This window comes from Bacillus sp. DC4300-2b2 (genome assembly GCF_049895685.1).
Classification (GTDB): Bacteria; Bacillota; Bacilli; order Bacillales; family Bacillaceae; genus Bacillus; species Bacillus safensis.
The window spans coordinates 719,336-732,977 of sequence record NZ_JAFCSW010000002.1 but is presented as its reverse complement, the minus strand read 5'-3'; the positions used below and the strand labels follow the sequence as shown (position 1 = coordinate 732,977).

Genomic DNA, 13,642 nt, shown 5'->3' with positions numbered 1-13,642 from the left:
TACAAAGAAACGTATAAAAATACATTTATATCATTAATTATTCAATTTTGGGGTGACATAAGCATGAAAGGTTATTTAAATTTAGAAGATGGAGCCTCTTTTGAAGGAGATCTGACAGGAGAAGCTGGCATCACAGGTGAAGTGGTCTTTTTTACAGGTATGACAGGTTATCAAGAGGTGCTCACAGATCCTTCCTATAAAGGTCAGATCATTGTTTTCACATATCCGCTGATCGGAAATTACGGCATTAATCATGAAGACTTTGAGAGCAAAAAGCCTCAAGTAAAAGCGGTGGTTGTTTACGAGGCAGCAGAGCATTTTTCACATCATCTTGCAGCGGTCAGCTTAAAAGATTATTTACAAAAGTGGAATATTCCGCTTCTGACACATACAGATACGCGCGCAGTCGTGCAAAACATCCGGGCAAATGGAACGATGAACGCTGTGCTCAGTGTAGACGAAAACGAAACGCCGCCTGCAATGAAACAAGACAATGTCGTCGCACAGGTGACAGATAGCGAGATCTACACACAAGGCAGTGGTGAGGAACATGTGGCGCTCATTGATTTTGGCTTTAAAAAATCAATTGCAGATTCGCTTGCAGCGCGCGGCTGTAAAGTAACCGTCATTCCATATAAACAAATGGAAAAGGTGTTTGAGATCAAACCAGATGCGATCCTGCTGTCAAACGGACCTGGAGATCCGAAAACCATGACACCATATTTAAAAACGATTCATGACATCATGATGACATTCCCGACACTTGGAATCTGCTTAGGTCACCAATTAATCGCTCTAGCACTTGGCGGGGATACGTATAAGCTGCCATTTGGCCACAGGGGAGCGAATCATCCTGTACAGGATACAGAATCCAAACGTGTCTTTATGACAAGTCAGAACCACAGCTATGTGGTGAATGAAAAAAGCATGAATGACAAAGAAGTGGATGTGAAATTCCTTCATGTCAATGATGGATCTGTAGAAGGATTCATTCATAAAGAAAAGCTGATTATGTCAGTTCAATTTCATCCAGAAGCACACCCAGGGCCTGCTGAAAGTGAATGGGTATTCGATGATTTTATTGAGAAAGTGAAACAAGCAAGGAGAGAAGTCGCACATGCCTAAAGATCAAAGCATACAAACCATTCTAGTCATCGGGTCTGGTCCGATCATCATTGGTCAGGCAGCAGAATTTGATTACTCAGGAACACAAGGATGTATGGCCTTAAAAGAAGAAGGCTACAAAGTCATCTTAGTGAATAATAACCCAGCAACCATTATGACAGACGAGTCATTTGCTGATGAAATCTATTTTGAACCGCTTTCAGTTGATTCAGTGACAAGAATCATTGAAAAGGAAAAACCAGATGGTCTTTTAGCCAACCTTGGCGGACAGACGGCTTTAAACCTTGCTGTCGAGCTAGAAAAAGCCGGTGTGCTGAAAAAGCATGGGGTGACCCTGCTCGGAACGTCAGTTGAAACAATTGAAAACGGTGAAGATCGAGAGAAATTCCGTGCTCTCATGAAGCATTTGAACGAACCTGTGCCAGATAGTGAAATTGTGGATAATGCGGAAGATGCCCTTCAATTTGCAAAAGAAGTCGGCTTCCCAGTCATCCTAAGACCAGCATACACACTTGGCGGTAAAGGCGGCGGAATCGCTCTAACAGAAGAGGCATTTAAGCCGCTCATTGAAGGAGCTCTTTTAGCGAGTCCGATTCACCAGTGTTTAGTTGAAAAAAGCATAGCTGGCTTTAAAGAAGTCGAATATGAGGTCATGAGAGACCGTCAAAATACGTGTATCACGGTATGCAACATGGAAAATATCGATCCAGTTGGTGTGCATACAGGAGACTCAATTGTCGTTGCACCTTCCCAAACACTAACGGATCAGGATTATCAAATGCTCCGTTCAGCGAGCCTGAAAATCATTTCAGCGCTGGATGTAGTCGGCGGCTGCAACATCCAATTTGCCCTTGATCCACTCAGTAAAGAATACTTTGTCATTGAGGTGAATCCTCGGGTCAGCCGTTCATCTGCTCTTGCATCAAAAGCAACAGGCTATCCGATTGCGAAAATGGCAGCTAAGCTTGCGGTGGGGTATACGCTAGACGAATTGAAAAACCCGCTCACAGGCACAACATATGCTAGTTTTGAGCCGGCACTTGATTATGTTGTCGTAAAATTCCCGCGCTGGCCATTTGATAAATTTAAACAGGCAGACCGTCAATTAGGCACAAAAATGAAGGCCACTGGCGAAGTCATGGCGATTGACCGAAATTTAGAATCAGCCATCCAAAAAGCAGTTGCATCACTTGAAATTAAAACGAAGGGCTTCCACCTGCCAGAACTGAAAGAGCAATCGACAGAACAATTATTTGAACTCATCAAAACACCAGACGATCGCCGGTTTTTCGCTGTCATGGAGCTTCTTTCAAGACAAGAAACGGTTGAAACGATTCATCAAACGACGAAAATCGATCGATTCTTCTTACATGTGTTCCAGAATATGATTACGCTCGAGCAAGAATTGAAAGATCATAAGGGGACGCTATCAAAAGATACCTTGAAAAAGGTAAAAGAAAAAGGCTTCCTTGATGAAACGATTGCTCTTCTTACGGGTCAAACGGAAGAGTCAATCAGGCAGCTCCGTCAAGAGTACGGAATTGCTGCTTCATTTAAAATTGTCGACACATGTGCGGCGGAATTTGATGCAAAAACGAATTACTTCTATTCCACCTACTTTGGCAAAAGCGATGGTGAGCATCAAGAAAAAACAAAGCAGCGTGCCCTTATCATTGGCTCTGGTCCGATTCGAATCGGGCAGGGGGTCGAGTTTGATTATAGTGCCGTTCATGGCGTTCTTACTTTGCAAAAGCTTGGATTTGAAACCATCATGATGAACAACAATCCAGAAACAGTCAGTACTGATTATGAGATTGCAGATCGTTTATATTTTGAGCCGATTACATTAGAGCACATCCTAAACGTTGTGGAAGCAGAACAAATTGATTTTGTCATTGTCCAATTTGGCGGACAGACTGCGATTAACGTCGCAGAAGGCTTAGAAAAAGCCGGTGTCACGTTGTTAGGTACGTCCTTTGCTACGCTGGATGCACTTGAAGACCGTGATTTATTCTATCAGCTTCTTGATGAACTGAATCTTCCTCACGCAAAAGGAGATACGGCTCATTCAAAAGAAGAAGCACTCGTACATGCGAAAAGCATCGGTTACCCTGTATTAATTCGCCCATCGTATGTCATTGGTGGAATGGGAATGATCGTTGTTCAGTCAGAAGCACATTTGGCGTCACTGCTGGATCAGCCAGATCATTTGCCATACCCAATCTTAATTGATGAGTACGTTACTGGAAAAGAAGTTGAAGTGGATCTTATTTCTGACGGAAAAACAGCCTTCATTCCAACGATCGTAGAACATATTGAGAAAGCGGGCGTGCACTCAGGTGACAGCTTTGCCATTTTACCAAGCATCTCGATCAGTGAAGACATCAAACAGCAGGTGCATACCGCGTCTGAACAAATAGCGAAGAAATTAGCGTTCAAGGGCATTATGAATATCCAATTTGTCATCAAAGGTGATCAGGCGCTTGTATTAGAGGTGAATCCGCGGGCAAGCCGGACTGTTCCAGTCGTCAGTAAGGTAATGGGCATTGATATGATCCCAATGGCCACTCAATTATTAGCTGGTGCGGCGCTTGAAGAGTTAAACCCTGCAACGAAAAACAAAGGGGGGACAGCGGTCAAATTCCCAGTGTTCTCATCACATGCCATTCAAGATATCGACCTCAAGCTGACACCTGAAATGAAAGCGACAGGAGAAGGAATGTGTGTAGGCAAGAACGCCGAAAGCGCCTTGAAAAAAGTATTTGCGCCGATCTGGAAGAAAAAAGGAAGCCTCTTTATACAAGGCAGTGAGCAATTGATAGATGAAGCAAAACAAGCAGGCTTTGACGTCTGGACTGGCAGCTTTGAATCCTGGCTGCAGAATGAAGATAAATCCCTTCATATTCATTTAGGAGAAGATGAAGAGGCAAAAGAGCAGCGTGTAAAAGCACTCACACACGGCGTTCAAGTCCTAACCGAATATGAAACTGTTCAAGCATTCCTGCAAGGAAAAAATGGAGATGTGTCACCAGTATCGCTCCATGAATTATATAAAAAGGAAGTGACGGCATGAGTCAAGTCGACGTACAACCGACATTATACGGAAAAGACTTTTTATCGTTAAAAGATTTCTCAATCCATGAGATTGCTTATTTAATTAAAAAAGCGGAAGAAATGAAGCAAAACCCATATCAAGATTTATTCAAAGGGAAAACGTTGGCAATGATCTTTGAAAAATCTTCGACTAGAACCCGTGTCTCGTTTGAAGCGGGAATGACGCAGCTAGGAGGACATGCGCTCTTCCTCAGCTCAAATGATTTGCAAATTGGCAGAGGTGAAACCATCAGTGATACAGCGCAGGTGCTGTCTGGCTATGTCGACGGTATTATGATTCGAACCTTTGAGCATGAGAAGGTTGAAGAGCTTGCACAATACGCGTCCATTCCAGTCATTAATGGATTAACTGACTACTCACATCCATGTCAGGCACTTGCTGATTTATTAACGATTAAAGAAACAAAAGGGACGTTAAAAGGAATCAAAGTCGCCTATATCGGTGACGGAAATAACGTGGCTCACTCCTTAATGGTCGGCTGTGCGCAGCTAGGCTGTGACATTGCTATTGCATCACCAAAAGGCTATGAACCACTTCAAGAAGTAACAGACACTGCCCGTGAGTTTGCGAAACAATCAGGCACAGAAGTGACCGTGACGACAGATCCTGTCGCAGCTGTAAAAGATGCAGATGTTATTTATTCAGATGTGTTTACAAGCATGGGGCAGGAGGCAGAAACAGAGAAACGACTTGCTGAATTTAAAGAATATCAAATCAATGACGAACTGATGAGTCATGCAGCAAAGGACTATATTTTTCTTCATTGTCTCCCGGCACATCGCGGTGAAGAAGTGACGGCAGATGTTATTGACGGGCCGCACTCAAAAGTATTTCAGCAGGCAGAAAACCGCCTGCATGTGCAAAAAGCGTTAATGAAAGAACTCATGTATCAACCATCCAAATAATTCAAAGTGTCCCTGACTCGTATGAGCAGGGACTTTTTGCATAAAGGATTGGAGAGGCAAGGGACGGGACATAATAACATCAATCGAGAAAGGAGGATGAAAATGGGTCAGCAGCATCAATTTAAATCAGGGAATAAAGCACCTAATAATGGTGTGTATATCGAGATCGGTGAAACTGGCAGTATGGTGAAAGATCCTTTAAAGATTAAGCTTAAAGCAGGCGATGTCTTTCCTGATAACTCGAACCATAATCGGGTTTGGACTTACCAAAGAAAGCCGTAAGCAATTGACTAAGAGTCATAAGGAATAAGTCTTTAGAGGCATGTGTCATGCCTCTTTTTTCTTTATAATAAAAAGCAATTAAGTTCCAATTTTCAAATAAATAGTATGGAAATTAAACTAAAATGTATAATTGGAAAATATTGTTGAAAGGATTTGTGTGATGGAAAAGATGAATCTCAGTGAAAGTGTTTGGAATAAACGCTTCACCTCATTATTCATATCAAGACTCATTAAAAACACAGGGGAAAGTTTTGCTTTTACATCCGTCCTTTGGCTATTGATTTTAAGAGGGGATGGAGCGCTCGGTACAGGACTTCTTCTAGCAGTAACTGTTCTCCCTTCATCATTGTTAGCCCCAATATTAGGACCTCTTATGAAAAAGCACCATTTGTCTAAATGGATGTTCGCTTCAGATGTTGTTCGAGCAACAATTGTACTCATTATTCCACTTTTGCACTTTTCGCATCTATTGCCTCTATGGTTATTGATTTCATTAATGGTTATTCAATCGGCAACAGGTGCAGCGTATAATCCAGCTTCTGTAGCGATCTTACCGCAGATTGTTCCAAAGCATCTCATTCAAAAAGCAAATGCGATTCTGCAATCTTCCTTTGAGATTGTCGCACTTGCAGCAGTCATGGTGGCTGGTCTTTTGGTTAAATTGATTGGACCTGCTGATACCCTGCTGATCACCACTGCTTTATTTGTGATTTCTGGCCTGTTTATTATCGGGGTCAAGCTGAAGAAAACCGATGAGGAAAAAGCAGCAGGCATTAAACAAGCGAAGAATACATATTTGTATAACTTAAAAAGAGGGTTTCTCGTTGTCAAAAACCATCACATTTTATTTGCACTCACACTGTATTGTATCTTAATGAATGTCGCAGCTGCTCCGTGGCAGGCGCTCTCAGCGGTATACGTAGCAGAAGCGCTGCAAAGCGACTCCATGGTGTATTCCATTTTAAGAGGCGTTGCCGCAGTTGGCGCGTTTATGATGGGCTTTGCTCTAGCGAAGGTCAAAATTAAGAGATTTGGTTTGTTCTTTATTGTCGCTGGCATGATTGAAGGGGCTGCGTTCTTTATTACAGGGATGAGTACATGGCTGCCGGTCGTTCTGCTTGCTTCCTTTATTTTCGGAGCTGCTGTCAGTGCGATTAATGTACCGGAAATGGTCATTATTCAAACGTCTGTTGACCAAGAGGATCAGCCGCAAGTATATGCTGTGATCAATGCTTCATCAAATGTCTTTCTCCCGCTTGCAGCTGTCGTATCAGGCGTTCTGGCAGAAAGATTTGGAGCGGGACCTGTCATTGCTGGCGGAGGAATCCTTGAGATTTTATCAGGTATCGCGATCTTCCTGTTTACAGGGCTTGCGAAAAGCCATTTGACAGCGGACAAACAAAAGTCCGAAACCGTCGAGGTGTAAACGATAAAAACCCCCTGTATGTTTAGACAGGGGGTTTTAGCATGCCGCTTTTTAATCACGCAGAAAAAAAGAAAAAAGAGCTAAACATCATTTTAGCTCTTTTTTCACAAATCGTTTTTGCATATTAAGAGTGTTTTGTTGAACTTTCCGTTTCTTTCATTGGACTTACTTCAGCAAAGATGAATAAAATAACCGTAAACACAACTGCAAGAATGGAAGTGAGCGTAAAATCATAAGCAGCTCCATTCATAGAGGCAACGATGTAACCAGCCATATGTGTCAGCAGAAAAGTCCAAATGAGGGTGATAATATAATGCATAATCCCACCGTCCTTTATGTAACAATCTATTGATTATCATACCATAGATGCAAGTGAAGGGAAAAGACTGTTTTCCGCCTTTATGTGACCATTTTGAGACCTTCTGCTATAAAAATAAAAAGAATTCTTCTGTCTTTAGGGGATTTCCTTATTCCTACAAGAGTAGTTGTTCATATCATAGAAAGCAGAATCACTGAAAGGAGGCTGGCCATATGGGTGTAAGCGAACGTTTTTTCCAGCTTGGTTCCCAGTGGAACATCATTCATCTTCCTCAAAAACCAAATGGCTTTGGCATTCTAATCCTCGGTGACCGAAATCACTTTGTGCAGGAAAATACATCATTCTGGCTTCAGCATTATGGAAGAAACCAGCTTTTAACTGCCTTAAAGGATGAAGGATATACATTGTTTAATAGTCATCTTCATGGGAATCACTGGGGATGCGAAGATGCTGTTTTTAGTGCCAAGCAGCTCGTGCATCACACACTAAAACAAGAAATATTAAACCGGGAAATTCATGTGCTCGCAGAGGGAATGGGTGCACTTGTTGCCATGAGCCTCGCTGAGGAGATGCCTGAAGTGCTAAGGTCCATTGCGATGGTGAATCCATGTCTGCATCTGGGTGCACAACGAGAAAGAGAAAAGGAGCACAAATTCTTTTATAAGCAGCTGATCAAAGAGTTAGCAGAGAGCTATGGCTGTTCTGAAAAGGAAGCTGAAACGTATCCACTGCCTTCTTGCCCTGTTCATTCTGCTCATGTGCCGATTCATATATGGCAAAGACTAAACGGCGCACCTTATGCATATGAACTTCACGCAAAGCCTTTTATTGATCAGCATATGAAGAATCCAGAACATTGTCAGATCGATCTCACACTGCATATGTTTGATCATCCGAGAAGAATCTTTCAATCCATTCACAAGTTTTATAAATCGCATGAAAGAGAATTGTGATGAATAGGATGATAACAGCCCTTCATAGAAAGGGCTCTTCTTTTTATTCGATATTAAAAAAGGGGACATGAACATGGAAACAGGACTGATCATAGGGGCAGATGAGTTTTTTGGCCTGACACTTTGTGAATATATGATGAAAGAGGGCATCCAAGTGGATATCACGCGTCCTCATGATCTTAAAGAAGAGCAAAAGGGACTGTTAGAAGAGCGGATGATGTGGCTAGGCAGAAATGATCTCGTACGTGTCATTGACCTTCAGGATAGCAAAGACACGTATGACCTCATTTTTATTCAATCAGAGGAACCGCATAACAGGCAGGAAGACATCAAAGCAAAGCATGGCATGTACCGGATTCTTTTTGATAAACCTGAAAACGAATCAGCAAAACAGAATATGCCGGCAGTTATTCTTCCTCACATGTTCGGACCATGGACATTCAATGAAGATCAAACAAAGCGTGCTGATTCATTTTTTGTAGAAGATGTGGCAAAGGACTTGTTAAAATGGGCATCGGACACAGGTCAAAGACAGGACATGACGCATGAATTGAAGGTAGAAAGCGAAACAGATGTCAAACAGGCAGAAGACATGATTGCGGAATGGAAAAGACAAAACTCAACATTTTTCGACAAAAAGCAAGAATGATCTTCCATCTTATCTTTTTTCAGTATAAAATAAACCTATATTTAACATACAGGTTCATCACTGCATGTTGCAAAAGGGAGTTGAACATGGCATGAAGTACCAACGGCTTGTCATGATCTTTTCGTTCCTTCTTCTATTATCTGCCTGCTCGCAGGCGCCTTTAAAAGGAAAAATTGAGAAGGTGGGTTTACTCGTCCCCGATACGATTAATGATCAAGTTTGGGGAACGAAAGGTTATAAAGGCTTATTAAGTATCCAATCAACATTTGGTGTAGATGTTTATTATAAGGAAGGAATGGTCGACAAGGAGAAAATCGTTGATGCCATTGAAGAATTCCATAAAAAAGGAGTCAATTTAATTATTGGCCATGGCAATGAATACAGTGAAATTTTTAACTTGATCAGTGAAGATTATCCAAACATACAATTTATTACGGTCAATGGAAACAAGCCTCAGGCGGGCAATGTCACAAACGTGACGTTTAAAGGTGAAGCGATGGGCTTTTTCGGAGGCATGACAGCTGCACATATGTCAAAAACCAAAAAGATTGGTATTCTTGCTACATATGATTGGCAAAGTGAGGTAGACGGCTTTATCAAAGGGGCAAAATATCAAGATGAACATGTACAAGTGTTAGCAGAGTTTGTCGAAAACTGGGATGATGCTGACAAAGCGGTGGAGCTCTATCAAAAATTAAAAAAGCAGGGCGTAGATGTTGTGTATCCAGCAGGTGATGGTTATAATATCCCTGTCATTGAACAAATCAAAGCCGATAATTTATCAGCGATCGGGTATGTCACCGATCAATCCAACCTTGGAAGTCATACGGTTTTAACGAGCACTGTACAGCATGTTGATAAAGCGTACAGTATCATTGCAAAGAAGTTTAATGAAGGCAAGCTAAATGAACAAGGTGAGTACTCCTTTGATTTTAAAGAAGGAGTGATCGAGATGGGGAAATTTAGTTCCACCATTGACGACGCTTTTGTGAAAGAAATTGAAAGTGATATTGCGTCTTACAAAAAAACAGGCAAACTGCCAAATGAAAAGTGAGGAGACGACGATCATGCAGCACGAAAAATCGATGGAATTTTTACAAATTGCTATGAAGTATTTTCCGCAGGCAAAGGACGAGTTAGATAAAGCTGGGATTCAGCTTGAGCCTGAAGCTCTCCAGCCGCTTCTAACATTATTTACATCTGTCATGCAGGAAGCATACGAGCTTGGAAAAGCAGATGCAGAATCAGAAAAAGCCACAGAATAGTGGCTTTTTTTTATGATAATTTTTTCTTGAAGGCACTAATCATAGGACCAACATCTTTAAACACAGGCTTCAGCTCATCGATGGAGTTCATAATGTTCCCAATTTGATTCATGACATGCATGTAGTCAATTGAATCATCACTTGAAGATGTCTCCGCACGTTCCTCCTTTGCCTCAGTCTTGCTTTTCTCCTTTTCAAGCGGCTGTCCAAACATCATTGCTGAGAAAATATCTTTTTGCGCCATATCACATGTTCCTTTCTACTATTGGTATATATCATTAATCTATGAAAAAAGTGAGAGGAAAGGTTAGACGTTTGTATTGCCAAGAAGAAAAAAATAAGGTAAAATTAGTACCAGATACTAATATAAGATCACAATATCACATGCTCGTATGAGTAAAAGGAGTCTTATTCAATGAATGCTGGAATTATTGGCCTTGGCCGCTATATACCTGAAAAAGTATTAACAAATCATGATTTAGAAAAAATGGTTGAAACTTCTGACGAGTGGATTCGTACTAGAACAGGTATAGAAGAAAGAAGAATTGCATCTGATGATGTCAATACATCTCATATGGCGCTTGCTGCTGCAAAAAAAGCATTAGCTGACGCAGATGTGGCTGCAGAAGATATCGATATGATTCTTGTGGCGACAGTCACGCCAGATCAAGCATTTCCGACAGTTGCTTGTATGATTCAAGAGCAGCTCGGTGCACATAAAGCATGTGCAATGGATATTAGCGCTGCGTGTGCTGGCTTTATGTATGGGCTTGTTACTGGAAAACAATTTATCGAATCAGGAACTTACAAACATGTGCTTGTTGTCGGTGTTGAAAAGCTTTCTCGTATTACCGACTGGGATGACCGCAATACAGCTGTTTTGTTTGGAGATGGAGCTGGCGCTGCTGTGCTGGGAGAAGTCAGTGAAGGCAAAGGAATTCTATCATTTGAACTCGGAGCAGATGGAAGCGGCGGGAAGCACTTGTACTTAGATGAAAAAGATCATACAATCATGAATGGACGAGAAGTATTTAAATTTGCTGTAAGACAAATGGGCGAGTCAAGTGTAAATGTCATTGAAAAAGCTGGACTATCAAAAGAAGACGTTGACTTCTTGATCCCGCATCAAGCAAATATTCGCATTATGGAAGCAGCACGCGAACGCTTAGAGCTGCCAGTTGAAAAAATGTCGAAGACTGTCCATAAATATGGAAACACATCAGCAGCTTCTATTCCAATTTCACTATGTGAAGAAATCGAAGCCGGAAAAATTCATGACGGCGATGTGATTGTAATGGTTGGTTTTGGTGGCGGATTAACTTGGGGCGCAATCGCTATGCGATGGGGCCGATAAAAGAGTGGGGTGCACAAATTAATGGATAAGAAACGAGTAGTTGTTACAGGATTAGGTGCTTTGACACCACTTGGCAACGATGTAGAGTCAACATGGAAAAATGCTTTAGCAGGTGTATCAGGGGTTGGACCGATTACACGTGTCGATTCAAGTGAATATACCGCAAAAGTAGCGGCAGAACTAAAAGATTTTAACATTGAAGATTACATGGAGAAAAAAGAAGCGCGTAAAATGGCACGCTTCACCCAATACGCAGTCGTTGCTGCTCAAAAGGCGCTCGAAGATTCACGTCTTGAAATCACAGATGAAATTGCACCGCGTGTTGGTGTATGGGTTGGGTCTGGTATTGGCGGACTTGAAACATTTGAAGAGCAGTTCGAAGTGTATTCAAATAAAGGGGCAAGACGCGTCAGTCCATTCTTCGTCCCAATGATGATTCCTGATATGGCGACAGGCCAAATCTCTATTGCACTTGGCGCAAAAGGGGTTAACTCTTGTACAGTGACAGCATGTGCAACAGGTACAAACTCAATTGGTGATGCATTTAAAGTGATTCAGCGCGGAGATGCAGATGCAATGATCACAGGCGGAACAGAAGCGCCGTTAACAAAAATGTCGTTTGCAGGTTTCTGTGCGAACAAAGCCCTTTCGACAAATCCTGATCCAAAGACAGCAAGCCGTCCATTCGACAAAAACCGTGACGGATTTGTCATGGGTGAAGGTGCAGGGATTATTGTTCTTGAAGAACTTGAGCATGCGTTAAAACGTGGTGCAACCATTTATGCAGAAATCGTTGGTTATGGTTCAACTGGAGATGCCTACCATATTACGGCACCAGCTCCAAACGGTGAAGGTGGCGTCCGTGCAATGAAAGAAGCGATTCGAGATGCAGGTTTGTCTGTGGAAGACATTGATTATATCAATGCCCACGGTACAAGCACACCTTACAATGATAAATTTGAAACAATGGCAATTAAAGAAGTGTTCGGAGAGCATGCGAACCAGCTTGCAATCAGTTCGACAAAATCAATGACAGGTCACTTACTTGGCGCAGCAGGCGGAGTAGAAGCCATTTTCTCTGTTCTTGCGATTAAAGACAGCGTCATTCCTCCAACCATTAATCTTGAAACACCGGATGAAGAATGTGATCTTGATTATGTAGCAAATGAAGCACGTTCAAAAGAAGTACAAGTTGCTTTAAGTAACTCACTTGGTTTTGGCGGGCATAATGCGACAATTATCTTCAAAAAATACGAAGCGTAATACTTCCTGAGAAAGCGGTGGTCGATAAACAGATCGCCGCTTTTTTGCATATGATGAAAATGGAGGTGTTCAGCGGTATGGGTCTGATCAATACACAATATCTCATTCATCAATCATCATCATTTCAGGAGCTTGCGGCGCGCTTTGTTCCTTATTTTAAAGAGGCAGAGGAAAAAGAATGGTCGTCTATCCTCGCTCATCTGCAGCATCACGGGATGGTTCGGTCTTGGAGCTCGTGCAAAAACATGATCGACAAGCTCAAGGAAAAAGGGTACTTCAAGCTTGTCATGAAAGAATACCAAACGCTTCAAAAGCAGTGGAAAGGCCCTGACATTCCCGTATTTATTTTACCTGTCAACGAGAACAGCAGAGAAATCAGAGAGCAATTTTATTTTCAATCCGGTATGGCATTTGATGACAAGGTCTTTCTTTTTTTGTCTCCAAATACCCCGAAGGAGCGAATCGGTACATTGCTGACTCATGAATATCACCATGTATGCAGGCTGCATTTTCTCTCAAAAGAAGAAAAAGACTTTACATTCCTCGATACAATCATGATGGAGGGGCTCGCTGAATATGCTGTGTATCATAGATATGGAGAAAACTATACAGCGAAATGGACTACCTTATATAGCGAGACTCAGCTTCAGAACATGTACAAAAAATGGGTATCCAGTCATCTTGATCAAAAAGTCCAGGACGACGAAAGGCTGATACAGAATCTTCTTTATGGAAAAGGGAACTACCCTAAAATGCTTGGTTACGCTACCGGGTTTTATATCGTGAAAAAATATTTCAATGAGCACCGTATCAGCGAGGAGTCTATGATTGCAGAGCCAGCAGAAACCTTTTTAAAGGCAATAGAATTACAAAGTGAATAATTCACATAAAAAGAGACGTATTACAAATTTACTAAATACTTCTTGATTTCGTCATAGCGATGTAATAATATACAAATAATTCTTTTTATTTTAAAAAGACGGAAT

14 protein-coding genes are annotated in these 13,642 nt (G+C 41.7%); 12 read left to right on the top strand and 2 right to left on the bottom strand.

Annotated elements, in window-relative coordinates:
- The first annotated feature begins 63 nt into the window (after positions 1-63).
- From ACP69X_RS08730 to ACP69X_RS08710, 5 genes are all read left to right on the top strand, one after another.
- Positions 64-1,125: a carbamoyl phosphate synthase small subunit gene (locus ACP69X_RS08730; protein WP_039177774.1), complete on the top strand. Its 1,062-nt coding sequence runs from the start codon at positions 64-66 to the stop codon at positions 1,123-1,125.
- On the top strand, positions 1,118-4,198 hold the full coding sequence (locus ACP69X_RS08725; protein WP_426052594.1) for a carbamoyl phosphate synthase large subunit: 3,081 nt from the start codon (positions 1,118-1,120) through the stop codon (positions 4,196-4,198). The genes ACP69X_RS08730 and ACP69X_RS08725 overlap by 8 nt, the downstream gene beginning before the upstream one ends.
- On the top strand, positions 4,195-5,145 hold the full coding sequence (gene argF / locus ACP69X_RS08720) for an ornithine carbamoyltransferase (RefSeq protein WP_075611237.1): 951 nt from the start codon (positions 4,195-4,197) through the stop codon (positions 5,143-5,145). Before ACP69X_RS08725 ends, argF begins: the two co-directional genes overlap by 4 nt.
- A gap of 102 nt (positions 5,146-5,247) precedes the next feature.
- Positions 5,248-5,427, top strand: coding sequence for a YjzC family protein (locus ACP69X_RS08715; RefSeq protein WP_008348517.1), 180 nt, complete (start codon positions 5,248-5,250; stop codon positions 5,425-5,427).
- A gap of 160 nt (positions 5,428-5,587) precedes the next feature.
- Positions 5,588-6,853, top strand: a complete 1,266-nt coding sequence (locus ACP69X_RS08710; protein WP_024426491.1) for an MFS transporter — start codon at positions 5,588-5,590, stop codon at positions 6,851-6,853.
- A 124-nt stretch (positions 6,854-6,977) separates the two neighbouring features.
- On the opposite strand, the gene ACP69X_RS08705 is transcribed toward ACP69X_RS08710, so the two are convergent.
- Entirely contained in the window at positions 6,978-7,172 is a 195-nt protein-coding gene (locus tag ACP69X_RS08705) for a YjzD family protein (RefSeq protein WP_003211779.1), read from the bottom strand.
- Positions 7,173-7,384: 212 nt separating this feature from the next.
- Here ACP69X_RS08705 and ACP69X_RS08700 point away from each other — a divergent pair, with 212 nt between their 5' ends.
- The 4 genes from ACP69X_RS08700 to ACP69X_RS08685 all read left to right on the top strand — a co-directional run bounded on the left by ACP69X_RS08700 (position 7,385) and on the right by ACP69X_RS08685 (position 10,039).
- The gene (locus tag ACP69X_RS08700; protein ID WP_041089806.1) at positions 7,385-8,125 is read left to right on the top strand and encodes a hypothetical protein; all 741 of its coding nucleotides are present in this window, start codon (positions 7,385-7,387) and stop codon (positions 8,123-8,125) included.
- 73 nt (positions 8,126-8,198) lie between these two features.
- Entirely contained in the window at positions 8,199-8,774 is a 576-nt protein-coding gene (locus ACP69X_RS08695; protein ID WP_073979848.1) for a nad binding enzyme, read from the top strand.
- Positions 8,775-8,865: 91 nt separating this feature from the next.
- Complete coding sequence (locus tag ACP69X_RS08690; RefSeq protein ID WP_041089810.1) at positions 8,866-9,828, top strand: BMP family ABC transporter substrate-binding protein; 963 nt, start codon at positions 8,866-8,868, stop codon at positions 9,826-9,828.
- A gap of 13 nt (positions 9,829-9,841) precedes the next feature.
- A complete protein-coding gene (locus ACP69X_RS08685; RefSeq protein ID WP_041089812.1) occupies positions 9,842-10,039 on the top strand; it encodes a ComZ family protein in 198 nt (65 codons plus the stop codon).
- Positions 10,040-10,049: 10 nt separating this feature from the next.
- On the opposite strand, the gene ACP69X_RS08680 is transcribed toward ACP69X_RS08685, so the two are convergent.
- Entirely contained in the window at positions 10,050-10,283 is a 234-nt protein-coding gene (locus ACP69X_RS08680; RefSeq protein ID WP_024425053.1) for a hypothetical protein, read from the bottom strand.
- Positions 10,284-10,454: 171 nt separating this feature from the next.
- Here ACP69X_RS08680 and ACP69X_RS08675 point away from each other — a divergent pair, with 171 nt between their 5' ends.
- The 3 genes from ACP69X_RS08675 (at position 10,455) to ACP69X_RS08665 (ending at position 13,537) form a co-directional block, all read left to right on the top strand.
- On the top strand, positions 10,455-11,393 hold the full coding sequence (locus tag ACP69X_RS08675) for a beta-ketoacyl-ACP synthase III (protein ID WP_024425052.1): 939 nt from the start codon (positions 10,455-10,457) through the stop codon (positions 11,391-11,393).
- A gap of 21 nt (positions 11,394-11,414) precedes the next feature.
- Positions 11,415-12,656, top strand: coding sequence for a beta-ketoacyl-ACP synthase II (fabF, locus tag ACP69X_RS08670; protein ID WP_041089814.1), 1,242 nt, complete (start codon positions 11,415-11,417; stop codon positions 12,654-12,656).
- Between the two features lie 77 nt (positions 12,657-12,733).
- Positions 12,734-13,537: a DUF2268 domain-containing protein gene (locus tag ACP69X_RS08665; protein ID WP_426052644.1), complete on the top strand. Its 804-nt coding sequence runs from the start codon at positions 12,734-12,736 to the stop codon at positions 13,535-13,537.
- Positions 13,538-13,642 lie beyond the last annotated feature (105 nt).